The sequence below is a fragment of the Neobacillus sp. GCM10023253 genome, from assembly GCF_042653105.1.
Classification (GTDB): Bacteria; Bacillota; Bacilli; order Bacillales; family Cytobacillaceae; genus Neobacillus; species Neobacillus citreus.
On the sequence record NZ_JBHSHV010000028.1, the window covers coordinates 242,157 to 265,703 of the forward strand.

Consider the following 23,547-nt stretch of genomic DNA (forward strand, 5'->3'; position numbering starts at 1 on the left):
AAGATTCTATTAATATAAAAGTAACTTAATTAGGAAATAAGTTCATTGAACTCATTTCTTAAAACTTCCCATAATTTTGATTGGTGCTGGCGCCAATCTATTTTTTTTGCCTTAAAAATAAAGCCCCCCACTTTAGAGTAAAGTGAGGGACTAATTTTTAAAAGGTTTCTGCAAATGTCTTACTTTCTGTTTCAAATGGGTTGTCTTCAATTTCGAAGCCAAGGTCTTTGATTAGTTGGAAGTCTTCATTAGCCCCTTGGCCGGCGGTTGTCAGGTAATCGCCGACGAAAATGGAGTTGGCCATAAATAGCCCTAGATTCTGAAGCGAACGTAAATTAAATTCACGGCCGCCGGAGATGCGGATTTCTTTTGTCGGATTGATAAAGCGGAACAGTGCCAATATTTTGAGGCAACGGATTGGAGTCAGCTCGTTTAGATCCTCTAGCTTTGTTCCTTTGACTGGATGAAGGAAATTAACCGGAATGGAATCAGCATCCAGTTCCCTTAACGCAAAGGCCATCTCAACGATATCATCATCGGTTTCTCCCATTCCGCAAATAACGCCGGAGCAAGGCGAAATCCCCGCTTTTTTCACATTTTCAATCGTTTCGACACGGTCGTCATAATCATGTGTGGTGGTGATATTGGCATGGTGATTGGCACTTGTGTTGATGTTGTGATTGAAACGGTCCACCCCTGCCTCTTTCAGCCTGACTGCCTGCTCTTCGTTAACCAGCCCCATACAAGCGCAAATCTTGATTTGCTCGACCTCGCTCTTAATCTCCTGAACTGCTGAAATGACGGTATCGACCTCATTGTTGGTCGGTTTCCGTCCGCTCATGACGATGCAGTATGTACCAATTTTGTTTTTCTTCGCTTCCTTGGCACCCTCGACAATCGTCTGCTTGCTGATAAGGGTATACCGATCGATTTCGGTTTTCGCATTAATCGACTGTGCGCAATAGCCGCAATCCTCCGGACATAGGCCGCTTTTAGCGTTGATTATTAAATTCAACTTTACCTTTTTCCCATAATAATGTCTGCGAATTTCATAGGCGGCATTGACCAGGGACAAGATTTCATCGTCTTTGGAAAGCAGGATTTCCTTGGCTTGCTCTTTTGTTAAAACATATCCATCAATCACTTGATTTGCTAGTTTTGACCAACTCAAATTATCACCTCAAATTTTATTTGTTAACTAAAAACACAATTTGGTTTACAAATAAAATTATAAATCAATTATTCTGTAAATTAAACCATTTTGTACCAAAGTTTTAAGAAAGGTTTTCGAGGAATTGGGGAAATACAGGTTTTGAGCAAGGTAACAAGAGTAAATCTTCACAACTTCCCCACAAATTCCCCCCAACTTCTACATAACTTTTCACTATTATAAAAGTAACTTAATTAAGAAATAAGTTCCTTGAACTCATTTCTTAAAACTTCCCATAATTTTGATTGGTGCTGTCACCAATCTATTTTTTTTGCCCTTTTTTCCAATTCATTGTTAAGATTCAATTAGAATATATTTTAATTAGAAAAGGAGGAGTCCAATGCACGTTGAAGATTTTTCGCCGACACAAGGGTTTGCAAGGATGTTAGACAAGGAGGATGCCCTATCGAGGTTTCGTGAAGAGTTTTACATAAAGCCTGATAGCATTTATATGGACGGAAACTCTCTAGGTTTGCTTTCCAAACGAGCGGAACGAGCCCTTCTCGATACTATCGAAGCTTGGAAGGAATATGGAATCGATGGCTGGACAAAAGGGAAGCAGCCATGGTTTTTCCTGTCAGAAAAATTAGGAGAAATGATTGCACCGCTTATAGGGGCAGCGCCTGACGAAGTAATTGCAAACGGTTCCACAACTACTAATCTCCATCAGCTCGTTGCTACTTTTTATAAACCAACAGGTTCTCGCACGAAAATATTAGCGGATGAATTAAACTTTCCTAGTGATATTTATGCTTTAATAAGCCAGCTGCAGGTCCATGGTCTTAATCCAGATGCTCACCTTATTCGCGTGAAGAGCCAGGATGGGAGATTTATAGATGAGGACGATATTATCATGTCAATGGCCGAAGACGTTGCTTTGGTTATCCTCCCGACGGTCTTGTACCGGAGCGGCCAAGTGCTGGATATGAAACGGATAACCTTGGAAGCACACAAGCGTAATATTTTAATAGGCTTTGATGCCTGCCATTCAATTGGCGCCATCCCCCATTCCTTCAGCGAATGGAATGTGGATTTTGCCTATTGGTGCAATTACAAATATTTAAACGGCGGGCCTGGGGCCGTCGGTGGTTTGTATGTGAATCGGAAACATTTTGGGGCATCCCCTGGTTTAGCTGGATGGTTTGGGTCGAACAAAGAGAAGCAATTTGACCTGGAGCATACCTTTACACCGGCGGAAACAGCGGCCGCTTATCAAATTGGCACACCGCATGTTTTGAGCCTCGCCCCGCTTATTGGCTCCTTGGAGATGTTTGCTGAAGCCGGGATTGAGAATATTCGGCAGAAATCCTTGCATCTTACCCAATATCTAATGAAATTAATTGAACATGAGTTAGCTGACATGAATTTCGTCATCGGAAACCCTCGTGTGGATTCCTGCCGCAGTGGACATGTCAGTCTTGAGCATGATGAGGCTGCCCGAATTTGCAAAGCATTAAAGGAAAATGGGGTCGTTCCAGATTTCCGTGCTCCTAATATTATCCGGCTGGCTCCGGTTGCCCTTTACAACACCTTTGAAGAAGTTTGGAAGGTTGTTCAAGTTTTAAAGATCATTATGTCGGAAAAACAGTATGAAAAGTTTGCCAACGAGCGGGATATTGTCGCGTAGCCTTAGGTCTTTTTTTAAAAAAATTTCCTAAAGGAGCCTAGATATATGGAAAGCGATGCGCAAGACCAAAACTTGAATTTAGACAAGGAAATTCAGACTGACTTTCAAAAGGAAATGTCCTACGGAGATTATCTTCATCTCGATAAAGTTTTATCAAGCCAGAACCGGTTGTCCGACCACCACGATGAAATGCTGTTTATCATCATCCACCAGACGAGCGAGCTATGGATGAAACTGATTCTGCACGAATTGAACGCTGCCATTCAATGTATTCTCCGAAACGATTTGGAGCCATCATTTAAGATGCTGTCGCGCGTTTCCAGGATTCAGCAGCAGTTAATCCAGTCGTGGAATGTTCTCACGACCTTGACGCCTGCTGATTACATGCAATTTCGCCATAAACTTGGACGTTCTTCTGGGTTCCAATCGTATCAAAATAGGTTGATTGAGTTTGCGTTAGGTCAGAAAAACACCGGGACATTGGCTGTTTATCGGCATCAGGCTGATCTATATAAAAAGATGTGCGATGCTCTAGGCGAGCCCAGCATATATGATGCAGCCATCTCAGCCCTTCCGGCTAATGGATTACCTGTTGATGAGGTTGTGCTGAAACGAGATTGGTCGGTGTGTTATGAGCCGAATAACAGTGTCGAGGAGGCGTGGCTGACGGTTTACCGCAATACCGATAAATACTGGGACCTCTACGAACTGGCTGAAAAGCTGGTCGACATCGGTCATCAGCAGCAGCTTTGGCGATTTCATCACATGACGACTGTGGAGAGAATTATTGGCCATAAGAAAGGAACTGGTGGATCCTCCGGTGTTCCCTATTTAAAAAAGGTCATTGATCATCAATTCTTCCCTGAGCTCTTGAGCCTAAGGACAAAGCTGTAATACACTAAGGTTATGTAATTGTTGGAGGCGGTATTTAAATGAATAAATGGATAGATATTTCGCAGCGGCTGGATAACAATATTACGGTTTGGCCGGGGGATACCCCTTTCTCTTATCGGGTGAGTTGGAGTATGGAAGAGAGCGGCTCGTGCAATGTCGGCGAAATCACGATGAGTGCTCACACCGGCACCCATATTGATGCCCCCTACCATTTTGATAATGATGGAAAAAGGGTAATTGATTTGGATATTAATTTGTATATTGGCCCGGCGCGGGTTGTTCATTTGCCGAATGTGGCGAAAATAGGAGTTAAGGAGCTTAACGGTGTAGATTTGGAAGGAGTTGAGCGGCTTTTAATTAGGACTGATGCTTGGTCAGACCGTCGTGCGTTTCCTAGCTCAATTCCCCCAGTAGAGCCTGAGTTGGCGGTTTATCTTTCTGAACGGGGTGTACGGCTGCTTGGACTCGATTTGCCATCCGTGGATGAGTTGGATAGTAAAGTACTTTCCGCCCACCATGAGCTTACGCGCTGTGGGATTCATATTTTAGAGGGATTGGTCTTGGATGAGGTGGAGCCAGGGGATTATGAGTTGGCTGCCCTGCCGCTGCCATTGGTGGAGGCTGATGGAAGTCCGGTGAGGGCTGTGATTAGGAAATTAGGGTAGAAAGGGTAGAAAGATCCCTGCAGTTCAATTCTTAAAGTCCATTTTTCAAATATTAATTGATTTTAGGAAATTTACCCTTTATAATAATTCCAATATATTCATCATAAGCGATGACGAGGAAAAGTAAAATGACGATACTTTCACCAGAGAGCTTCGGGAGCTGAAAAGAAGCAAAGTGACTCATTTGAACAATGGCCTCTGAGCTCCGTTCTGAACGTTACACCCTGTAACTAGTAGGCTGCGGCGAGAGTTGGTACTCGTTATCAAAACCACAGTATCGAACATCAATGTTCCGTACTTGCAGAGACTGATTGCGTGAGCAATTAGTAAATTAAGGTGGTACCACGGGATATTAATACAACCCCGTCCTTATCTATTTTCAATGGATAAGGGCGGGGTTTTTTGTTTTTTCAAAAAAGGAGGGTATTGAAAATGAATGTATTTATTGGAGGGGCTTGGCCGTATGCGAATGGATCGCTGCATCTCGGTCATATCGCAAGCCTGTTGCCAGGCGATATTTTGGCCCGTTATTATCGGCAAAGAGGAGAAAATGTATTGTACGTTTCGGGAAGTGACTGCAACGGGACGCCGATTGCCATCCGCGCCAAACAGGAAGGTGTCTCCCCTAAGGAAATTGCCGACCGCTACCACAACGAGTTCGACGACAATTTTAAAAGGCTGGGATTTTCATACGATTGCTACACGAGGACGGACTCGGAGCACCACCATAAAACGGTGCAGCAAATTTTCTTGGACCTTATCAACAATGGCTATATTTATAAAAAAGAAATCGAGCAAACGTATTGTGAATCCTGCGAGCAGTTTCTTCCTGACCGATACGTCGAGGGGATTTGTCCCAACTGCGGGCAGCCATCACGCGGCGACCAATGTGATTATTGCTCCACTATTCTCGACCCGATTGACCTATTAGAGAAAAAGTGCAAGCTATGCGGGAATACTCCGGCCATCAGGCAAACAGAGCACTTCTATTTTTCATTAAAGAAATTCAAAGAACCACTCACAAACTTGGTTTCCAGAGCTAAAGAGAATGCTGCCTGGCGGGAAAATGCTATCCATTTAACTGAAAGATACATCAACGAAGGCTTACAGGACCGGGCTGTCTCTAGAGATTTACCAGTGGGAATCAGCGTTCCTGTAAAAGGCTATGAAGAGAAAAAAATCTATGTTTGGATTGAGGCAGTCTCGGGGTATTATTCCGCCAGCAAAAAATGGGCCTTAGATTCCGGAAAAAATGATTCAAAATTTTGGGGTGAGGACGCCGTTTCTTATTATGTGCACGGAAAAGACAATATTCCTTTTCATAGCATCATTTGGCCAGCGATTTTACTCGGCATTCAAAACAAAAAGCTGCCAGACCATATTGTTTCGAATGAATATTTAACGCTTGAAAAGAAAAAGATTTCGACCAGCCGCAATTGGGCTGTGTGGGTGCCGGATATTTTGGAAAAATATCATCCCGATTCGATTCGCTATTTTTTAACGATTAATGCACCTGAGAATCGAGATACTGATTTTTCCTGGCGGGAATTTATTTATAGCCACAACTCCGAGTTGCTTGGCGGGTATGGGAACCTGGTCAATAGGACGTTGAAGTTTATTGAAAAATACTACGGGGGACGTGTACCAATTGGTTCTATTAAACCTGATATTCAAACAAAAATTAAAAAGGCCTATCAGACGGTCGGTAAGAATATAGAAGGCGGACATTTCAAACAGGCATTAGAAGAGGTTTTCAGTCTTGTCCGCTACACGAATAAATATTTTGACGAACAAAAGCCATGGAAACAAATTGATGAAAATAAAAGCGAATGCGATCAAACCATTTTTCATTGTACGATCGTCATATTGAATTTAGCGCAATTATTAGCACCGTTTTTGCCGTTTTCCAGCAAAGAGGTCAATCAGATGTTTGCTCGTTCCGAGTTTACATGGGAATCTATCGACTCTGTCCTGGATAAAATTATCGATGCGAAGCCATTATTCGAACGGATTGACGTGAAAGCCATTGATGAGGAATTAGAAAAACTGAATAACCAATCGAACTAAAAAAGCTAGCCTTCGCTAGCTTTTTTATCTATATTTATTGATTTCCATCACCAGCGTCTGCAGTGCTTCCCCTTGCTGTGAACGCTTCATATTTTGGCGTATCTCCGGACTTTTTTGATCAAGCGCCTCCAGATGTTTTAAAAGCGATTCACTAGATAATTGTTCTTCTTCAAGGGTAAGTGAAAATCCTTTTTGCGCAAAAGCTTTTGCGTTTAAAATCTGGTCGCCCCTGCTTTGCTGCAGACCGAGTGGAATAATTAACATTGGGATATTTAATGCCAAAAATTCAAAAATGGCATTGGATCCTCCTCTTGTAATCACCAGGTCTGTTGCTGCTAAAATATCCGAGAGCTCTTCATGTACATATTCAAATTGCTTGTACCCTGGTATACCTTCAAGGCTGGGGTCAAGATTATTTTTTCCACACAAATGAGCAATTTGGTACTTTGCCGTCAGCTCTTTTAGCGAGCCTCTTACTGCCTCATTGATCTTTCTTGCCCCCAGGCTTCCACCCATAATGGTCAGAATTGGCCGGCCGCTATGGAATCCTAGGAAGCGTCTCCCCTTGTCCGACGCGCCTTCTAAAATTTCCTTCCTTATTGGTGAGCCAATCGCCTTCACTTTACCTTTCGGAAAATATTTTTCCGTCTCTTCAAAGGATGTAAAGATTTTGTCCGCGAACCTTTGGGAAATCTTATTTGCCAGACCCGGGGTCATATCACTTTCATGAATGAAAATCGGGATTTTCAAAGAACTGGCGGCAATAATGACCGGAACAGACACAAATCCACCTTTTGAAAACACCAAATCAGGCTTTAGTTTTTTCAAAACCCTTCTTGCCTCCAGGCAGCCCTTCAACACCCGGAATATATCCTTAACATTTTCAAAATCAATATACCTTCTCAGCTTCCCGCTGCTTATTCCATAATACGGGATTCTGATTTTTCTAATTAATTCCTTTTCAATGCCCTTTTTGGAGCCAATATATTTTATATCCCAGTCATTTCTTATCTCACTGATAATGGCAAGATTGGGTGTAACATGGCCTGCGGTACCCCCGCCTGTAAAAACAATCGTCTTTTTCGACATTTCTGCCTCCTACAACACTGCATAATAGAATAATTATATGAAATTGTTGAAGGCAATACCATCTTTTAGAATTTTATTTTTTCAACAGATAAAGATATTTCGGTATAATTCCATACTTGTCCAGTTCAAAAAATAAACCCTTTGAATACATTATATTACCTCGTAAAAAGGAGGTGAGGTTATGTACGGCTACAACAACAGCTTCGTTTTAATTGTTGTTCTGTTCATCCTATTGATCATTGTAGGAACAAGCTTCGGCAGATACTAATTTAGTTTGGACAACCCTCCTAAAACCTCCAACCGTTTTGAAGTGTGGCAGCCACCACGCTTCTTTTTTCATTTTAGAATAAGGACGAAAAAGACCAAACCTGGATTTGGTCTTTTTAACGGTCTTAGGCCACTTTAATTGCTTTGCCAAACGGCACTCTTGGAAGGAATACACCTGGTACGAGCCAAAACATTTCATAATCAAGCTTTTCTAAGTCCTCAGAAAAAAAGCCAGTAACATCGGTAATATAAAACAGCGTATCAATTTGTTCTTCCTTTGCCCACTCAAGAACTAATGTATAGGAGGATTTCCCGTGAGAATACCATTTAATGGTGTCACTTTTTATCGGAGAAATGCTCCTTATTTTAAAATCTGCTTGAACCAAAATAGTATCGGGTTTGACTGTTTCAAACAGTTTGACTATGTTATTGATGAGAATCGTTGGGGCATCATTACTGGAAGTGTCCACTGCCAAGGCCACCTTTTTATCCTGACGTTCCTGAATCATCGAAAGAATCCGCTTATGCCATTTCACACCGTTTCCCCCTTTGCAATATTCAAGCGACCGCTATTATTTTCGGTAATAGAGAATCGGTTTATGATTGGATAAATACGGCAGTAACTTGCATAATGGCAAGGGATTCAAGCGAAAAATTATACCCAGCATTTATATTTTTTTGTCGATTATTTGTAAGGTTTAATGACTAAAATACATCATGAACTTATTTTCAATCTCTAGATTCATACCGTTCACGGCAGGTAAATGAGGTTTTAATCTTCATAAAATCATACATTAACGCTGCTTTTCTTCCTTTATCTGTATGTTGGTTTCGTTTATGGCGCAGGCAATCCATGAATTCAAAATCACAGTGACATGGGTCAATTCCACGTTTTAGGCAATTGTCATGCCGCTGACAACATTCATCAACATCATTAATGGGGGCACCCGGCCCGCTGCAACCTGGACCTCACCAGCGGTAACCAGGGAATATACAAAAGCCAAATGGATTTCTTCGTCCGCCGTTATGCAAAAAATATGCACCTCCCTCAAGTGGTTGTCCTATGCTATTAAAATATGTGTAACCATTTGAAAAGGTATTGGCGCATTTACTACTATTTTACATTTTCAGAGAATGCAAAAAACCGCTTGGAATTTGTTCCAAGCGGTTTTTTGTCAACAATATTACAAACCTTCAAAAATGTATTCCACTTTAATTCTGGGGCATTTTTTAAGACTAATCTAATTAAAAAAGGACCTATTTTTTCAAATTTCGCCATAATAAAAAGGCGCCTGACACCATAAAAGTATCAGACACCTTGATTTATTATTACCGCTATGCCGCTAATTCTTTTACCTCGTCATCAATCTTATGGCCTTCCCATCTTGAGATCACGATAGCAGCCAAGGAGTTACCGACGATATTGACGCAAGTCCGTGCCATGTCTAGAATACGGTCAATCCCGGCGATGAAGGCAAGACCTTCTACTGGGATACCTACGGTTCCCAAAGTGGCAAGAAGAACAACGAATGATACACCTGGAACCCCGGCAATCCCTTTAGAGGTAATCATCAATACAAGCACCAACGTAATTTGGTGGCCGATGCTCATATGGATTCCGTACATTTGTGCAATAAACAACGCCGCAATAGCCTGGTACAAGGTAGAACCATCGAGATTAAAGGAATAGCCCGTTGGTATAACGAAGGAGGTAATCGCCTTTGGACAGCCGAGTTTCTCCATTTTTTCCATAATTTTCGGAAGAACCGTTTCCGAGCTTGCTGTAGAATAACCTAATAATAGTTCGTCTTTCAAATATTTCAATAGCTTAAAGATATTAAAACCGACTATTTTAGCTGTTAATCCTAAGACCACTAAAATAAAGAACGCCATGGCACCATACACAACGATGACCAATTTTCCTAAAGGAATTAGCGAAGATAACCCAAATTTTGAAACCGTTACACCAATTAAGGCGAATACACCAATTGGAGCAACCTTCATAATTTGATTGGTCACATAGAACATAGCATCAGCTGTTCCCTTGAAGAAATTGATTATCGGGGTTCCTTTTTCCCCAATAGCGGCAACGCCCAATCCGAACATGACGGAGAAGAAGATGATCGCTAACATATCACCGTTCGCTAATGACTGCATGATATTGGTCGGAACAATATTGACAAAGGTATCAGCCATTGAATGGGTTTCTGTTGTTTTGGCAGTTTCCACATACGTGTTAATGTCAGTTTTCGTTAAGTGAGAACGGTCAACGCCAGTCCCTGGATGGAAGATGTTACCGGCCAAAAGACCAACAACAATGGCAATTGTTGTAATGATTTCAAAATATAGCAGCGTTTTGCCGCCGAGTTTCCCTAAAGATTTCATATCACCGGTACCGGCAACCCCTACTATGATACTCGAAACGACAATTGGTACGACAATCATTTTAATTAACCGAATAAAAACGTTTCCAATTGGTTGTAAATAATCTGCAATATGCGGGTTTCCATAGAAAATGGCACCAACAATAATACCAAGCACTAAACCAATGAAGATTTGCCAAGCCAAGCTAATTCTTTTCATAACATGCACCTCTCTTGTTGTAATGTTTAAATGCATAGAGGAATTATTCATTTTACCTCTTTTCTTTCAAAAAATAAATGAAGACAATCACATTTTGTCGCCTACTATAATTTTATTTATAAATCGCATTCAAATCAATGGCAAAGAAATACCATTTTCAAGTAATTCATTAGGACTATTTTAAAAATAAAATTATTTTGAAATATTAAATAATTATGTATATCGAACCATAACGAAAAAGAACCCTGTTTCCAGAGTTCTATGCTGCTTATTATTGCCTAAATATTCGTCAGCCTTTGTTTAATCTTTATACATTCGTGATAAAATTTTTCAGGTTCCTCAAAGTTCAATAGATGGGCTGAGTTTTCAAACCAAACAAATTCCTTATATGGACATTGCAGAGCGTCAAAGTATTGTTTGGCTAAGGCGGATGGTGTCTGATAATCCTGCCTGCCAGCAAAAATAAAAACCGGCACCTCCAGCTTTATCGCATTCGTTATGAAATCGATTGGCAACAACTCTTCCCACATAGTTTCCAAACAAAATTTTCCTGCCTTTATGTAGGAGAACCAGTCCTTCAGCGTGTATTCATTGGCAAACAGCATGTTGGAATAAATCAGATTAAATTCATTGACCCCAATATAGGAGCCCCCAAACTTTGTCAGCCATTTCCTTTGGACATTTAAGTAGTCCATGTCAGCAGGATTATAAACAAGCCCTTCCAGTTCCTTAAGAGCTTTCACATTTTTTAGTTCACGGGCCTTGTTCAATGTATATTCATATGATAGCTTTTCCCCCGCACGCATATCGGCCACCTGGCCAATGCCGATATAGCTAGAGATATATTGCGGACACTTCTGATTAGCCAATATACCAAGGACTGTTCCCCACGAATGCCCAACAAGAATCAGCTTTTCTTTGTTGAAACGCTTAAGGAGATATTCAATTACTTGGATGGTGTCATTTAAAATATTTTCAATGGTTAGGTCTTCTTTTAGAATATCAGGAGAGTAGGACAACCCTGCCCCTCTTTGGTCCCAGTTGACGATTAGGAACTCCCTTTCAAGGTCCTTTTGAAATTTGGGGGCAAATCCGATTTGTGCTGTGCCCGGTCCGCCGTGCAAAAACAGCATAATCGGCTGGTTAACATCTTCCCCTCTGAATAGGACCCATTGCTTTCTGCCGCCAATCATCACTTCTTCCAATGATGCAATGGATTCCGTTTGGCTCTGTATCTTTTTCGTTTTCCTCGCGAGCATTTCGCACCACTCCAATAGTCTGGAATTTTTTCCATATCAAACCATATTATAAATCCTGTTAACTTCTTTTTATATAAAAATTTAGGCAAAAATTGGTGTTTATGATAAATTTAAGTTTAGGAGATTGCATGATTGGAAGTGGTTCATTGTGTTGGAAAAATTCACCCTTTATATGACATCATTTCAGCAAGATAGAATGATTCGTGTTTATTTGCCAGAATCCTATCAGGACGGATTGAAACGGTATCCCGTTCTCTATATGCACGACGGGCAGAATGTGTTTGAGGATGAAGGTGCTATTAACGGAACTTCATTAGGTTTGAAAGAGTTTTTAGAGGAATCTGGTCTTGAAATAATCGTGATTGGAATTGATTTAAATACTGAGGGCGAGGGTCGGATAGACGAATACTGCCCGTGGAAACAAGGAAAGTTAAGTGAGGAAATATTAGGCTATGCCAGTCCTTCAGGCGGGAAGGGCGAGGACTATTTGGATTTTATTGTCCACGAATTGAAGCCTTTCATCGACCGTAAATACCGGACACTTGAGCATGAAACAGCGATGGCTGGGATTTCGTTAGGAGCAATCATTTCCACTTATGCAGCCTGCTGTTATCCGCAGATATTCAGAAAAATCGCCGTACTTTCGCCAGGCTTTTATCGGAACCAAGAAACCTTGGAGGAATTTATTAGACAGAGTGATTTGGCGGGTGTGGAGAAATTTTATATGGATATCGGAACGAAGGAAGTTCCGGATGACCTAGAAGCAAGCAAGCTGTTCTTAGACCTTGCCAGACAGGTCTATGACATTTTAAGCAGCCAAATAGCCGATACCCGCTTTGTGAGCGTGGAAGCCGGCGAACACCATTATCGTTTTTTCCGGGAGAGAATGCCGGAGATTCTGTCTTACCTATTTTCTGATAAGGTATAATGTAGAAAACGAAGTTGGGTCCGAGGGAACAATGATTAGTCAAAACCGTATTGTTAAATTTATTTTTATAGTGATTGGGTTTATTTCGCTTGGCTTGGGGATTATCGGGATTGTTTTACCTGTTGTGCCAACTACACCTTTGCTGCTCTTGGCATCCTTTTGCTTTATGAAAGGGTCAGCACGGTTTGAGCGCTGGTTTAAGGGGACAAACCTCTATAAACGCCATTTGGAAAGCTTCGTGCGGGAACGGTCGATGACTCTAAAACAGAAGCTGTCGATTTTGTTGTTTGCGGATGCGATGATTGCGATTCCTCTTATTATGCATCCAAGCTATATTGTGAAAGGCGTTCTAGTGTTGGTTGTCATTTATAAATACTATTATTTTATTTTTAAAATAAAAACCGTTCGGTCAGATTAAGGCTTAGACGAAGAAAGACAGGAATGCGCTTCCTGTCTTTTATTTTTTTACCGGTGCGACATCCTTATTACGCCGGTTCTTGACCTCATCCATTTTGGAGTAAAAGGTTTCCTCGAGGTCGAGTCCAAAATAATTATAAAGTTTGAGCATGTAGGCGAGGCAGTCAGCTAATTCCTTGCCTATGTCTTCTTTTACAAAATCCTTAGACATTTCGAAGGCATTCCCTTCCTCCATGCCTTCATGGACTAGAGTCCTTGTCATGTTAAAAGCCTTTCTCAGTTCCTCCGCGACCTCCGCCACTTCTGTTGTCAGCAGCATGTAGTTATTTAAAAGGGAAGCCCGGGCTTCCTCAAAGCTTTCATTGCTGATTTCCCAGTTCATTTCTTTATGGAATTGTTTGGCGAATTCCTGGATTTCTTTCATGGGTGTCCCTCCGATTATGTTTTTCTGCTGTCTTTAAAAAGAGGCAATTCCTTTATGTACCTTTTGGGCAAATTGAATGAAATAGGCGATATTTCCGTCTCCGGCCATTTTGAGGTTAGAGGCGTCCAACAAATGGTCGTCCTCAATATGCAGCCATTCCAATGTGCCTTCATCCATTGTTTTAACTGTGGGGGAGGGTTCAATGTTCCGGTTCAATTGGAAATAGTAGACGGCTAGTCTTACACCCGACTTGAATTCCAGCGTGGTTAAGTGACTGGATGTTTGAATATCGGACTGTTTTAAACCCGTTTCTTCCTGGAGTTCCCGAAACATGGCATGCTGTGGATCCTCACCAAGTTCGATTTTCCCACCTACACCATTGTAAAGATATTGGTAAGGCGGCTTGTTTCTTTTTAACATTAAGACGCGATCCATTGTGTGATTAAATGCAAAGCCGACTACGTAATGCTTCATTTTGATAACTTCCTTTGACATCAATTAATACAACCTCTTAGTATAGCTCTCCTCAAGACTTTTTTGAATAGTATCGACATTGGAATCTGGGAGCTTTGCGTGTGCAAAAAGGATCTTAGCCGCAGATGGAAGCAGTTCTTTTTCAAGCCAGGACTCTGTATCCCATAAACCTGAGCGTCTTAAGGCTTTTGCGCAGTGTATAAAACACTCTTCCACGTCCACTCCAATCCCTAAAAGCGGCTTCCGCCCGCGGACCGCCATCTTCTCAAGCAACACGTCATCTCTTACTATACAAGCTTTCCCATTTACCCTCAGCGTCTCACCTAACCCCGGTATGAAAAACTGCAGACCTACTCTTGGATTGGATAAAATATTTCGCAAAGAATCTACCCTTTTGTTGCCTGGCCGCTCCGGTATGACGAACTGTTTTTCATTTAAGACATGGACAAACCCGGGCCGGTCTCCACGTGGGGAAACATCACAAAACCCCTGCTTGTCCGCAGTAGCCATCACCAAAAAAGGCGATTTTGAAAGAAATTCCACGCAGTGATGGTCTAAATGGTGAATGACCTTTTTAGATGCCAGTTCACTCGGTGTTCCCAACAATGACCGCAGTTCTGCCTCAGTTTCAATCATATCTTTAAACAAAAATTTCATCCCCCTAACGTTTTTTAAAAAATGGATATAGTGCTTTTCCAGTTGTGCTCGAATTTGCAATCAGCGATATTGTCCGTTTGGCTAAGGAGTGGTTTAATGGGATGGCTTTTACAAATGAGTTCCCCAGATTCTTGATACTCATCTCCGGTACCACGGTAATCCCAGACCCGGCCGCAACGTATCCAATTAAAAAATCCCCAAAATCTATTTCTCTAATAATCTTAAGCTCTTTCTCCTGTTCCTGGAACATCCTGCTGACACTTTCCCTAATCGTACAGAACGAAGGATATAATACAAATTCCTCGTCACTGATCTCTTCAATTAGAACAGACTGTTTTTCAGAAAGCAGATGAGAAGTACGGAAGATCGCATATAAAGGCTCTTCAAAAATTTCCTTTTGCCAATAAGTTTTATTGACCGGCATTTCTTCAATGATGGCGGCATCGATTTCCCCATTTTTTAGGAGTTCAAATACTTCTTGAGAGGCATTCTTTATAACAACCTCCACGTGAATCCCATTCTCCTTCAATTTTAAGATTCGGGACGGGATATAATTGCCGGCCAAACTTGGTAAGGTTCCAACTCTATAACTTCTTATTTCCTTCAAACTGTTAAGATCATTTTGAAGAGTCGATAGATCACCAAGGATTTGCGGCAGCCTTTTGTAGACTAACTCCCCTGCCTCGGTAAGAACGACTCCTGATGTGGACCGCACTAATAATGGCGCATCAAAGAAATCTTCTAATTTCCGAATTTGCTTGCTTAATGCCGGCTGCGATATATTAAGACGCTCACTTGCCTTGGAAAGACTTTTTTGATTGACCGTTTCTACAAAACTTCGAAAGTAATCAATATTCATATAGCGCGCTCATCCTTTTTTAGCCCTTTTGAACATTTTACCATTTTAGATAAACATCGGAAATTATCAAACTATCTGTCTAATGAAAGGTAGTATAATGTATGTACAAGTAGTGGTGAATGGAGGTAGAAACAATGAAACGAAGCAAATCTAATGCGGAACACTACATTTGGGGACAAAAATGTGACGGCTGGCATTTGGTGAAGGATGCAAATTTGAGTATTATTCATGAACGCATGCCTGCCAATACTGCCGAGGAGCGACATTATCATGTTCAGGCACGGCAATTCTTTTTTATTTTGTCCGGAACAGCTACCCTTGAGGTTGATGGTGAACGAATGATTCTCGAACAATTCGAAGGATACGAAGTGCCGCCTATGGTGCCTCATCAAATTTTCAACGAGACAGACAATGACATTGAATTTCTAGTCACTTCCCAGCCCAATAGCCGAGGAGACAGAATTTCATTGTAAAAAAAGTCACGAGTTCGTTCACTCGTGACTTCACCTTTAAAACTCAAAAATTTCTCCGTTAGACGGGACCGTGACATTACTTAAGCCATTTTTTGCGATGTATCCTCTCAACTCTTCCCTGCTCAACAGGCAATGATTCCATGACTCCATGTGAACCACAATAATTTTAGAGGACGGGGCCTCTTCACTTACTCTTTCAATATCCTTGATTCCCATAGTAATCGGATCACCTGTTAAAAACTGCGCCTCTCCGCCATTTAAAATGATGATTTCAGGCGAGCGTTCGTTCAAGGCCCCCTGAACTTTATCGCACCAAATGGTGTCTCCGGCAATATACATGGAAGGCTCTCCCACAGACTCCATAATAAACCCGGACACAGGTCCCATCTGCTTGCCTAATTCACCAGTTCCGTGCTGCCCTCCCGTTCTAGTAAAGCGAATCCCGTTCCAGTTCTCTTCTTCCTTAATTTTTGTAACGTGGGAAAAACCATGCCCACGCAGCTTTTCTTCGTCTTCAGGCTGGCAAAAAATCTTTAAATCCTTCGGTATGGTTTTGATTGCGGCATCATCAAAGTGGTCGCGATGGGAGTGGGTTAAAATGACCGCGTCAATGTCATGGAGGATGGTTTCAATAGGAAGCGGCAATTCCACTAAGGGATTCCTAAACTTATTGGCCGCATTCCCTACCGGATCCATCTCTCCTTTAGAACTGAACATCGGGTCCACTAAGAAATGATATTGATTCATGCTGATTTTAACCGTTGCGTGTCTGATTAATTGAATTTTCATAGATATCGCTCCTGTTTGTTTTTATTTGGCAGATTGTTTTATCGTGTCTCCAAGAAAAAGGGGTTCATTTGGACGTAAAATTTTTATATTAACGGCTAGTTCATTGCCTCTTTGCATTAACCTTTCCTCCACATTTTTTGCTTCGATATAAAATGGAGGATTATTAAAGGTTCCATAATGAATCGGAACCAAATATTCAGCATTTAATATTTTCACTGCTTCAACTGCCTCTTCAGGCGTCAAACAGGCTGGCAAACTGCTTTGTGCTTTCAAACCGGCAACATGGAGGATGGGGCCGTTTACTGGAAGGCATGCTGCATGGATTGGTCCATACTGCTGCTCCATCCGCCACCAAAAACCATGCCACTGGGTATCGCCGCAGTGGACAATCGTATGGGCGCCATCATTAACAATCCAAGAAACCTGCGGCGAGCCAAAACCATCGACTGAATAGAAGGCTGAAACCTTTACATGATTTACGCTGTAATCCTCATTTGGACGTACCCCGATTACCTTTTTAAATCCACATTTAGCGGCATAGCTCTCAGATTCCTTTGGAAGATAAAGAGGAACAGCCTCACCAAAGCTATCTACTACTGAGTGATAATCAAAATGATCTGGATGGAAATGGGTAACCAAAATAGCATCCGGCCTTTTGATGGTCCTAAGTGAAACTAGTGGCTCTAATGGTTCCCCTAATTTCGCGGAGAGCGGACGGTCTTGCCCCTTAATCGGCGCGCCTAGCGGATCAATAAGGATTGCAGTTTCATTTGATTCCAGTACTACAGTTGCCCACGACAGTTTTTTTAATAACATAAAAGTCCTCCCTAAATTCTTGGTAATTAATTTACTATTATGTTACACCGTTCCACCGTCTGGAAGATAATACAAATCTGTTATAGGGTTATAACTTTTCATTATTGGGTTTAAACGTTTAGATGAAATAAAATGGGGGTTTTTTATTAAAAAGGGGGTTTAAAAAACATGAAAAAATGCCTTACCTGGAAAGTAAAGCATTTCTTCTCATTTCTGATAATTTAAAAGCCAGCCAATTCCGAAGCGATCGACCAGATTGGCATGCAGTGCCCCCCAGAACGTTTCTTGTAATGCAAAGGTCACTCTTCCTTCTTTGCTTAGGGATTCATAGACTCTTCTGATTTCCTCTTCACTCTCACATTCCAACGTGATTCTCACATTATCTCCCGCATGGACTTTGCTAAAGGTGTCAGAGAAGTGGATGATGCTGTCCCCTAAATGAAGCTCGGCATGCAGGCACTTGCCATCATCTGTCTGCTGGATGTTTTTAATATCTCCACCAAACAACCCTTGATAATACTCCATTACTTTCAGGCAATTATCAACAAAAACATATGGATTGGCACTTTTCATAATAAATTCCTCCTCATAAAATCACTTGCTTGCGGACTCTTGCAATTCATTTACAGTGACAAATTTGTAGCCTTTGTCGGTTAAGGATTGCAAGATCCCCTCCACCGCTTTCAGTTCTTCAGCAGATCCGCTGTACCAAGGGTGTAGCAGGATGATGGACCCTGGTTCTATGTTTTTCCTTACATACTCCACTTTGTCTGAAGCAGTGGTGTAGTAGCTGTCCGGCTCCAGGTTCCAGGTAATCGTGTCTCTATCATGTTTACTTAGATAATAAGGCAAACCGACTAGCTTTTTTCCATTTGGCGGGCGGACATCGATTTCACCTTGGTAGCCAGCTTCACGTATTAACTGATCTGTTTTTTCAATTTCATCTCGAATAAAAGCAGGTGATTTAAAAATCATTCGTTCATGGGAATAGGTATGGTTGCCAAGCTGGTGGCCAGCATCGGCCAGCTCTTTCGCTACCCCGGGATGTTTCTGGATATCGCTGCCGATTAGAAAAAAGGTTGCCTTTGCATCGTATTTTTCCAATAATGGCAGAAGCTCCGGTATATTTTTCGAAGGGCCATCGTCAAATGTCAATGCCACAAGCTTCTGATTTGTACCTACCTTATAGGTGAGGTCCCCAAATAACTGGAAGGTTCGTGAATTCATTAATTTATATGTACCCATTAATAGTAGAAAAACTAGCAGGATTCCAGCGCCTGTATAGGCCAGTTTCTTTTTCATAAAACACTCCTAAATAACAAGGTGCAAAACCGACTCGGCCTTGCACTCTAATTTTTCCCTAAAAAGGTTTAAGTATCATAAGGGCAATGATAATTATAAAAATAACATTTTCCAAGTTTTCATAAAAGAAAAGCTCTTTAGATAACCGCCAATACTCTTCTGGAATGTCATCTCCTTTATGGGACTCCAGCATCGCCTTAATGGGTTTGGACCTAGGCGATAAGACGATTGGGCCGATTGCGAGTGCCGCCAAAAAGAGTATAAGACTTATAAGATACCATCCTTGACGGAACAGTGCTGTATTGAATAGGCCAAGACCTAAGCCTGTGACCAGTAATAGCGTACCGCCAATCATGACATAGATATGTAACTTATTACGGATTGAATAGGAATGGCGCAGTTCGGTCATTGTTTTTCCTGATTTAACAACCGTTGTTAAAATAAACCCTGGACCCATCCCGATAATGGCAGAAAAAATGTGTATGAAAACTAGAGCTTTGTAGAAAGTCATCGTCAGCTACCTCCATTCTCTACAGGACAATTTTATCATAAACAAGATTATTAATATAATGAGGTTTGTTACATATTTTTGTAGATTTAAACCGATACAGTTTTAAAAAAGAATGTTTGTCCAAGCCTTTTTTCTGTACAAGCATATTTTAATAAATAATGGTGGAAAGGGGGGTTTTTAAGTGTATAGTGGATGGAGAGATGGCGAAAAAATAGAGATTGAAGTAGAAGGCTTAACGAGGCATCACCGTGACAAACGAGGAAGAATCGTTATTGATGCCGAACAAGTCGTAATTCGTGCTAATAAAGTAATTGTTGTTAAAGAAGAAGAGAAAGATAAGCATCATGATTTTTTTGATGATTTTAAGAAATTTTTTTGGATCTAGTGATTGTGGGTATTTGAAAAGACAAGCCCTTGAGCAAAAACCGGAATAGCCCTTTAAGGCTAGCCGGTTTTTTGGTCTAATCATTTTGGGGATAATCACCTGCACCGATGTTCTAATCATTTGGGTTTATGATCGCCAGCACCTGATGGTCTTCCCATTTTCCATTAATTTTGACATTCTTGATGGCGATTCCTTCCTTATGGAAGCCTGCCTTTTCCAGCACCCGGATGGAGCCGATATTATGCGGCATGACTCCCGCTTCGATACGGTGCAAATTTAATTCATTAAACGCATACTGCACTAGGAGCTTTGCAGCCTCAGTAGTATAGCCTTTCCCGTTGTGCTCTTGATCCAAAAAGTAACCGATGAAGGCGCTTTGGAGAGAACTGCGGAGAACTTGGAAGAGATTGATTGTGCCGATTAAAGCGTCATCCTTTGTGAAAATTCCGAAGGTATACGCCTGATCAGCTTGCCAATCCTTTGCAAACTCTTTGATTCTGTTTTGCTGTGCCTCGATTGTGTAAAAATCGTTGGTGCGCTCATAGGAGAACTTTTCGAAAAAGTAGCGGTTCTCTATTTGCAATTTGAGCAGGGATGCTCCATCGTCTTCGGTAAAGGGTCTTATGTAGATGTTTTTGCTTTTGAGCACTATGTCCCCTCCCATTTTAGTTATAGGTGTAAAACCATATACTCCTCATCGAAATATTCGCCATTCACTATTAATGCCTTTTCTTCATATCCAAATACTTTAAAACCATGCTTGGTATAGAGCTTCTTCGCTTTTTCATTGCTTGCTGTTACAGTTAAATTTATTTTTTCGATCGTTTGGATTGATTTTGCTTTTTCAACGGCGGCTGAAAGTAAAGCGCTGCCTACACCGGATACACGTTTATGAGGTGTCACATACATTGCAAAAATGTTGGCCTTGTGACGGATTTTGCTTGGTTTCTCGTGCATTAGGGTGACGACACCAATGAGTTCTTGGTTATTGATGGCTCCAAAAGTATAGTTTCCTTCTGCGGAGAGATTTTGTGCGGTTTGTTCCACTGGTTTTTCTCTTTTGATGGCATCTTCATAGCTTGTTAAAAAGGCCTCCGGATTTTGCTGCAAGGCTTCTAACCTTAGCTGCCAATAGCTAGCGGCATCGTTTGAGTTTAGTAGTCTTATTTCCATACTTATCTCCCTTGTTAAAATTTTCGGGTTGTTCTGGGGTTGGTTTGTCTATTGGATGGATTATATGTGCCCACCGTTTTTTGATGAATGACATAATCGGGTGGGTATCGGTTCAAAATGTCCTTCATAAGCTTGATGACGACCAAATTCATGGGGTCCTTAGTTCAAAATGTCCTTCATTCGCTTGATGACGACCAAATCCATGGGGTCCTTGGTTCAAAATGTCCTTCATTGGCTTGATGAAGACCAAATTCATGGGGCCCCTCGTTCCAAATGTCCTTCATTGGCTTGATGAAGACCAAATCCATGCGGCTCCTCGTTCAAAATGTCCTTCATTCGCTTGGTGAAGACTAAATTCATGCGGCTCCTCGTTCAAAATGTCCTTCATTCGCTTGATGAAGACCAAATCCATGCGGCTCCTCGTTCAAAATGTCCTTCATTCGCTTGATGAAGACCAAATTCATGCGGCTCCTCGTTCAAAATGTCCTTCATTGGCTTGGTGAAGACCAAATTCATGCGGCTCCTCGTTCAAAATGTCCTTCATAGATTTAATGAAGACCAAATCCATGCGGCTCCTCATTCAAAATGTCCTTCATAGACTTGATGACGACCAAATCCTTGCTGCCCCTCATTCAAAATGTCCTTCATAGACTTGATGACGACCAAATCCTTGCGGCCCCTCGTTCAAAATGTCCTTCATTCCCCTACTAAAGTAAAGCTAGATAACAAAAAATTCTAACGCTTAAACAACCTGATTACCTCTTTCTCTAGTTCGTCTACTAAACTAAACGACCCCTGGTACCTGAGGCTATCCACTAACCTTGTATAATACCACTCCTGCTTCTCCTTGCCGCGGTTAAACCTCTTCCACACCGCTTCGCCTTCCTGCTCATAATCTTTAATGATTGACCGGATATTATGAAGTTTATCGGCACAAGCAACCGCACGGATATCGCTGGAGGCGTTTTTCAAAAATTCGATTGTGTGCTCCTTCCGTTCTTCCCAGGAAAGCGACTTATCGGGCTCGGAACATCCAGCCACGATTTCAGCTATCTCTTCACCAAAGTCATGTTTGATGTCTTTTAGTTTGTAATCGGTATCTTCATCAGTATCATGTAGAATTCCCGCTGCTATGACTTCATCGCGATAACCCGCCTTCATCAACAGCATTCCTACGGCAACCGGATGTGCGATATATGGGATGTCCGTTCCTTTCCGATACTGGCGCTGATGCGCTTTACTGGCAATTTGAAGTGCTTTTTCAATTACATCCATGTCTGAAGCCCTCCCTCGTACTCAATATGAATATTTTACCATAAAAAAAGGAGCCTTTATAAAAGCTCCTCTTAAAAAATTAAGCCTCTTCACTTTTTTTCAAAACAGCCGACCCTTTGAAAAGCGGAACTAGGAATAACACCCCGATGATAAATAACAGCGCAGTCGTTTCATACATCGCCACAAGCGAAAACTTTTCCTTGAGCCAGCCGCTTGCGGTCATGGTAATGACCATCGTTCCCATAAACATCGGATTCAAAATTCCGTTTACCCTGCCGATAAAGTCGGCATCTGTATTTTTCAAAATCATCGTATTGATTCCAATATGGATACATGGCATAAATAAGCCAGCGATAAATTGAACCGTTAAAGTTAGCCAGAACAACTCAGATAGCCCCAGCATCATAAAAACAATCGCATTTATAGCCATTCCTAGTGCTAGCAGAATTTGCGGCGGGGTCTTTTTGGCCAATCCTACAGTAAGGCCGCCACCTAAAATCATCCCTGCACCAAATGCTGCCATCAGCCACTGCAGCTGCTCTTTTGGCAGGCCGAGCTTTTCTGTGACAAGAAATACTGCCAGCGGCTGCGTCAGTCCCAGCGCCAACCCGGCTGCCGCGAAACATCCGCCAAGCATCGTCAATGGACGGCTGTTCAAAACGTAACTGAACCCTGCTTTCATTTCCTGCGTGATGGTTGTTTTTTCGGCCTTCTCCTCTACCTCATAATCGGCTGGAAGTAAAAATAGAATTCCTGCCGATAGCAAAAAGGCAACGCCCATAATGGCAATCGCGACATCAATTCCGTAACGCTGGTACACAAACGTCCCAATCACCGGGCCAAGAATCATAAACAGTGCAAATAGGGTTTGGTAGATTGACATCCCCATTTGAATGAGTTCTTCCCTTACATGCAGTTTGAACAGCTTCATCCCTGATGGCTGTGAAAACTGGGAAAGTATAGAGGATACGAGTGTCGCAAAGAAAATAGCTTTCCAACTTCCAAAAACAAGCGCCAGCAGCACAACAAAGATCGAAATAGCACTAAGGAAATCACACCATATCATCGTCTTTTTTGGCCGCCAGCGGTCGGCAAATGTTCCTCCAATAAAGGAAAATAGAAAGATTGGAGCAAATTCCGCCACCGAAATGAGCGACACGGCTACTGCATTTTCATTTGTTTTTTCTACTACGAATAGTAAAATCGAGTAATTTCGGACCCAAATCCCGATTTGCAGGAAAAAAGTTGAAAGTAGGATTGTTTGAATCACCCGATTTCGAAACAATGCCCCAAGGGTCATGTCTGATTTTGTTGTTTCCATAAAAAAACCTCCTTATCCGATCAATGGATAGGAGGTTTTTCAGGCGCAAAAAGTCATAGTACACCAAGTACCATTTAAACCT

Annotated in this window: 28 protein-coding genes and 1 other annotated feature; of the genes, 9 read left to right on the forward strand and 19 right to left on the reverse strand. The window is 41.7% G+C overall.

What is annotated here, in order from left to right; translation table 11 throughout:
• Positions 1-157: 157 nt before the first annotated feature.
• The gene (gene bioB, locus ACFPA1_RS26415; RefSeq protein WP_378587469.1) at positions 158-1,171 is read right to left on the reverse strand and encodes a biotin synthase BioB; all 1,014 of its coding nucleotides are present in this window, start codon (positions 1,169-1,171) and stop codon (positions 158-160) included.
• A gap of 379 nt (positions 1,172-1,550) precedes the next feature.
• Here bioB and kynU point away from each other — a divergent pair, with 379 nt between their 5' ends.
• From kynU to metG, 4 genes are all read left to right on the forward strand, one after another.
• On the forward strand, positions 1,551-2,837 hold the full coding sequence (gene kynU / locus ACFPA1_RS26420; protein ID WP_378587472.1) for a kynureninase: 1,287 nt from the start codon (positions 1,551-1,553) through the stop codon (positions 2,835-2,837).
• Positions 2,838-2,882: 45 nt separating this feature from the next.
• On the forward strand, positions 2,883-3,731 hold the full coding sequence (kynA, locus tag ACFPA1_RS26425; protein WP_378587475.1) for a tryptophan 2,3-dioxygenase: 849 nt from the start codon (positions 2,883-2,885) through the stop codon (positions 3,729-3,731).
• Between the two features lie 38 nt (positions 3,732-3,769).
• On the forward strand, positions 3,770-4,396 hold the full coding sequence (kynB, locus tag ACFPA1_RS26430; RefSeq protein WP_378587477.1) for an arylformamidase: 627 nt from the start codon (positions 3,770-3,772) through the stop codon (positions 4,394-4,396).
• Between the two features lie 101 nt (positions 4,397-4,497).
• Positions 4,498-4,770 (forward strand) — a binding site (T-box leader).
• Between the two features lie 58 nt (positions 4,771-4,828).
• Complete coding sequence (gene metG / locus ACFPA1_RS26435; RefSeq protein ID WP_378587479.1) at positions 4,829-6,463, forward strand: methionine--tRNA ligase; 1,635 nt, start codon at positions 4,829-4,831, stop codon at positions 6,461-6,463.
• Positions 6,464-6,487: 24 nt separating this feature from the next.
• On the opposite strand, the gene ACFPA1_RS26440 is transcribed toward metG, so the two are convergent.
• Positions 6,488-7,552 (reverse strand): undecaprenyldiphospho-muramoylpentapeptide beta-N-acetylglucosaminyltransferase, encoded by a 1,065-nt coding sequence (locus ACFPA1_RS26440; RefSeq protein ID WP_378587482.1) that lies wholly within the window; start codon positions 7,550-7,552, stop codon positions 6,488-6,490.
• Positions 7,553-7,733: 181 nt separating this feature from the next.
• On the opposite strand from ACFPA1_RS26440, the gene ACFPA1_RS26445 reads away from it, so the two are divergent.
• On the forward strand, positions 7,734-7,820 hold the full coding sequence (locus ACFPA1_RS26445) for a YjcZ family sporulation protein (protein WP_378587872.1): 87 nt from the start codon (positions 7,734-7,736) through the stop codon (positions 7,818-7,820).
• A 124-nt stretch (positions 7,821-7,944) separates the two neighbouring features.
• Here ACFPA1_RS26445 and ACFPA1_RS26450 read toward each other — a convergent pair whose 3' ends face one another.
• From ACFPA1_RS26450 to ACFPA1_RS26460, 3 genes are all read right to left on the reverse strand, one after another.
• Positions 7,945-8,355: a hypothetical protein gene (locus ACFPA1_RS26450; protein ID WP_213146421.1), complete on the reverse strand. Its 411-nt coding sequence runs from the start codon at positions 8,353-8,355 to the stop codon at positions 7,945-7,947.
• A gap of 799 nt (positions 8,356-9,154) precedes the next feature.
• Entirely contained in the window at positions 9,155-10,402 is a 1,248-nt protein-coding gene (locus ACFPA1_RS26455) for a cation:dicarboxylate symporter family transporter (RefSeq protein ID WP_378587486.1), read from the reverse strand.
• A gap of 278 nt (positions 10,403-10,680) precedes the next feature.
• Positions 10,681-11,661: an alpha/beta fold hydrolase gene (locus tag ACFPA1_RS26460; RefSeq protein ID WP_378587489.1), complete on the reverse strand. Its 981-nt coding sequence runs from the start codon at positions 11,659-11,661 to the stop codon at positions 10,681-10,683.
• A gap of 148 nt (positions 11,662-11,809) precedes the next feature.
• Between ACFPA1_RS26460 and ACFPA1_RS26465 the strand changes: the two genes are divergently transcribed.
• Together ACFPA1_RS26465 and ACFPA1_RS26470 are read left to right on the forward strand one after the other, a co-directional pair.
• Positions 11,810-12,589, forward strand: a complete 780-nt coding sequence (locus tag ACFPA1_RS26465) for an alpha/beta hydrolase (protein WP_378587492.1) — start codon at positions 11,810-11,812, stop codon at positions 12,587-12,589.
• Between the two features lie 31 nt (positions 12,590-12,620).
• A complete protein-coding gene (locus ACFPA1_RS26470; RefSeq protein WP_378587494.1) occupies positions 12,621-13,007 on the forward strand; it encodes a YbaN family protein in 387 nt (128 codons plus the stop codon).
• A gap of 39 nt (positions 13,008-13,046) precedes the next feature.
• Here the strand turns inward: ACFPA1_RS26470 and ACFPA1_RS26475 are convergent, their stop codons facing one another.
• Genes ACFPA1_RS26475 through ACFPA1_RS26490 form a run of 4 tightly spaced genes read right to left on the reverse strand, consistent with a single transcriptional unit; the run spans position 13,047 to position 15,420 of the window.
• Positions 13,047-13,430, reverse strand: a complete 384-nt coding sequence (locus ACFPA1_RS26475; RefSeq protein ID WP_378587497.1) for a MazG nucleotide pyrophosphohydrolase domain-containing protein — start codon at positions 13,428-13,430, stop codon at positions 13,047-13,049.
• Between the two features lie 33 nt (positions 13,431-13,463).
• A complete protein-coding gene (locus ACFPA1_RS26480) occupies positions 13,464-13,904 on the reverse strand; it encodes an NUDIX domain-containing protein (protein WP_378587500.1) in 441 nt (146 codons plus the stop codon).
• 24 nt (positions 13,905-13,928) lie between these two features.
• Positions 13,929-14,540 carry a pyridoxamine 5'-phosphate oxidase family protein gene (locus tag ACFPA1_RS26485; RefSeq protein ID WP_378587875.1) on the reverse strand — a complete coding sequence of 204 codons (612 nt, stop codon included), beginning with the start codon at positions 14,538-14,540 and terminating at the stop codon, positions 13,929-13,931.
• Positions 14,541-14,565: 25 nt separating this feature from the next.
• Positions 14,566-15,420 carry a LysR family transcriptional regulator gene (locus ACFPA1_RS26490; protein WP_378587502.1) on the reverse strand — a complete coding sequence of 285 codons (855 nt, stop codon included), beginning with the start codon at positions 15,418-15,420 and terminating at the stop codon, positions 14,566-14,568.
• Positions 15,421-15,554: 134 nt separating this feature from the next.
• Here ACFPA1_RS26490 and ACFPA1_RS26495 point away from each other — a divergent pair, with 134 nt between their 5' ends.
• Positions 15,555-15,893, forward strand: coding sequence for a cupin domain-containing protein (locus ACFPA1_RS26495; RefSeq protein WP_378587505.1), 339 nt, complete (start codon positions 15,555-15,557; stop codon positions 15,891-15,893).
• A gap of 36 nt (positions 15,894-15,929) precedes the next feature.
• Here the strand turns inward: ACFPA1_RS26495 and ACFPA1_RS26500 are convergent, their stop codons facing one another.
• From ACFPA1_RS26500 to ACFPA1_RS26520, 5 genes are all read right to left on the reverse strand, one after another.
• Positions 15,930-16,682 (reverse strand): MBL fold metallo-hydrolase, encoded by a 753-nt coding sequence (locus tag ACFPA1_RS26500; protein WP_378587508.1) that lies wholly within the window; start codon positions 16,680-16,682, stop codon positions 15,930-15,932.
• Positions 16,683-16,703: 21 nt separating this feature from the next.
• On the reverse strand, positions 16,704-17,498 hold the full coding sequence (locus ACFPA1_RS26505; RefSeq protein WP_378587510.1) for an MBL fold metallo-hydrolase: 795 nt from the start codon (positions 17,496-17,498) through the stop codon (positions 16,704-16,706).
• A gap of 207 nt (positions 17,499-17,705) precedes the next feature.
• Positions 17,706-18,071: a VOC family protein gene (locus ACFPA1_RS26510; RefSeq protein ID WP_378587513.1), complete on the reverse strand. Its 366-nt coding sequence runs from the start codon at positions 18,069-18,071 to the stop codon at positions 17,706-17,708.
• Positions 18,072-18,092: 21 nt separating this feature from the next.
• On the reverse strand, positions 18,093-18,800 hold the full coding sequence (locus ACFPA1_RS26515; RefSeq protein WP_378587516.1) for a polysaccharide deacetylase family protein: 708 nt from the start codon (positions 18,798-18,800) through the stop codon (positions 18,093-18,095).
• A 58-nt stretch (positions 18,801-18,858) separates the two neighbouring features.
• Positions 18,859-19,311 (reverse strand): DUF2269 family protein, encoded by a 453-nt coding sequence (locus ACFPA1_RS26520; protein WP_213146409.1) that lies wholly within the window; start codon positions 19,309-19,311, stop codon positions 18,859-18,861.
• 181 nt (positions 19,312-19,492) lie between these two features.
• Between ACFPA1_RS26520 and ACFPA1_RS26525 the strand changes: the two genes are divergently transcribed.
• Positions 19,493-19,696: a hypothetical protein gene (locus tag ACFPA1_RS26525; RefSeq protein ID WP_213146408.1), complete on the forward strand. Its 204-nt coding sequence runs from the start codon at positions 19,493-19,495 to the stop codon at positions 19,694-19,696.
• Between the two features lie 112 nt (positions 19,697-19,808).
• Here the strand turns inward: ACFPA1_RS26525 and ACFPA1_RS26530 are convergent, their stop codons facing one another.
• From ACFPA1_RS26530 to ACFPA1_RS26550, 5 genes are all read right to left on the reverse strand, one after another.
• Positions 19,809-20,348, reverse strand: coding sequence for a GNAT family N-acetyltransferase (locus ACFPA1_RS26530; protein ID WP_378587878.1), 540 nt, complete (start codon positions 20,346-20,348; stop codon positions 19,809-19,811).
• Positions 20,349-20,365: 17 nt separating this feature from the next.
• The gene (locus tag ACFPA1_RS26535) at positions 20,366-20,869 is read right to left on the reverse strand and encodes a GNAT family N-acetyltransferase (protein ID WP_378587519.1); all 504 of its coding nucleotides are present in this window, start codon (positions 20,867-20,869) and stop codon (positions 20,366-20,368) included.
• Between the two features lie 384 nt (positions 20,870-21,253).
• Positions 21,254-21,385: a hypothetical protein gene (locus tag ACFPA1_RS26540; RefSeq protein WP_378587522.1), complete on the reverse strand. Its 132-nt coding sequence runs from the start codon at positions 21,383-21,385 to the stop codon at positions 21,254-21,256.
• A 219-nt stretch (positions 21,386-21,604) separates the two neighbouring features.
• Entirely contained in the window at positions 21,605-22,144 is a 540-nt protein-coding gene (locus ACFPA1_RS26545; RefSeq protein ID WP_378587524.1) for an HD domain-containing protein, read from the reverse strand.
• Positions 22,145-22,223: 79 nt separating this feature from the next.
• A complete protein-coding gene (locus tag ACFPA1_RS26550) occupies positions 22,224-23,465 on the reverse strand; it encodes an MFS transporter (protein ID WP_378587527.1) in 1,242 nt (413 codons plus the stop codon).
• Positions 23,466-23,547 lie beyond the last annotated feature (82 nt).

Coding starts and splice junctions, on each gene's coding strand:
- kynU (WP_378587472.1), top strand. CDS start 1,551: ATGCACGTTGAAGATTTTTCGCCGACACAAGGGTTTGCAAGGATGTTA.
- kynA (WP_378587475.1), top strand. CDS start 2,883: ATGGAAAGCGATGCGCAAGACCAAAACTTGAATTTAGACAAGGAAATT.
- kynB (WP_378587477.1), top strand. CDS start 3,770: ATGAATAAATGGATAGATATTTCGCAGCGGCTGGATAACAATATTACG.
- metG (WP_378587479.1), top strand. CDS start 4,829: ATGAATGTATTTATTGGAGGGGCTTGGCCGTATGCGAATGGATCGCTG.
- ACFPA1_RS26440 (WP_378587482.1), bottom strand. CDS start 7,552: ATGTCGAAAAAGACGATTGTTTTTACAGGCGGGGGTACCGCAGGCCAT.
- ACFPA1_RS26445 (WP_378587872.1), top strand. CDS start 7,734: ATGTACGGCTACAACAACAGCTTCGTTTTAATTGTTGTTCTGTTCATC.
- ACFPA1_RS26455 (WP_378587486.1), bottom strand. CDS start 10,402: ATGAAAAGAATTAGCTTGGCTTGGCAAATCTTCATTGGTTTAGTGCTT.
- ACFPA1_RS26460 (WP_378587489.1), bottom strand. CDS start 11,661: ATGCTCGCGAGGAAAACGAAAAAGATACAGAGCCAAACGGAATCCATT.
- ACFPA1_RS26470 (WP_378587494.1), top strand. CDS start 12,621: ATGATTAGTCAAAACCGTATTGTTAAATTTATTTTTATAGTGATTGGG.
- ACFPA1_RS26475 (WP_378587497.1), bottom strand. CDS start 13,430: ATGAAAGAAATCCAGGAATTCGCCAAACAATTCCATAAAGAAATGAAC.
- ACFPA1_RS26480 (WP_378587500.1), bottom strand. CDS start 13,904: ATGAAGCATTACGTAGTCGGCTTTGCATTTAATCACACAATGGATCGC.
- ACFPA1_RS26485 (WP_378587875.1), bottom strand. CDS start 14,540: ATGATTGAAACTGAGGCAGAACTGCGGTCATTGTTGGGAACACCGAGT.
- ACFPA1_RS26490 (WP_378587502.1), bottom strand. CDS start 15,420: ATGAATATTGATTACTTTCGAAGTTTTGTAGAAACGGTCAATCAAAAA.
- ACFPA1_RS26495 (WP_378587505.1), top strand. CDS start 15,555: ATGAAACGAAGCAAATCTAATGCGGAACACTACATTTGGGGACAAAAA.
- ACFPA1_RS26500 (WP_378587508.1), bottom strand. CDS start 16,682: ATGAAAATTCAATTAATCAGACACGCAACGGTTAAAATCAGCATGAAT.
- ACFPA1_RS26505 (WP_378587510.1), bottom strand. CDS start 17,498: ATGTTATTAAAAAAACTGTCGTGGGCAACTGTAGTACTGGAATCAAAT.
- ACFPA1_RS26510 (WP_378587513.1), bottom strand. CDS start 18,071: ATGAAAAGTGCCAATCCATATGTTTTTGTTGATAATTGCCTGAAAGTA.
- ACFPA1_RS26515 (WP_378587516.1), bottom strand. CDS start 18,800: ATGAAAAAGAAACTGGCCTATACAGGCGCTGGAATCCTGCTAGTTTTT.
- ACFPA1_RS26520 (WP_213146409.1), bottom strand. CDS start 19,311: ATGACTTTCTACAAAGCTCTAGTTTTCATACACATTTTTTCTGCCATT.
- ACFPA1_RS26535 (WP_378587519.1), bottom strand. CDS start 20,869: ATGGAAATAAGACTACTAAACTCAAACGATGCCGCTAGCTATTGGCAG.
- ACFPA1_RS26540 (WP_378587522.1), bottom strand. CDS start 21,385: ATGAATTTGGTCTTCACCAAGCCAATGAAGGACATTTTGAACGAGGAG.
- ACFPA1_RS26545 (WP_378587524.1), bottom strand. CDS start 22,144: ATGGATGTAATTGAAAAAGCACTTCAAATTGCCAGTAAAGCGCATCAG.
- ACFPA1_RS26550 (WP_378587527.1), bottom strand. CDS start 23,465: ATGGAAACAACAAAATCAGACATGACCCTTGGGGCATTGTTTCGAAAT.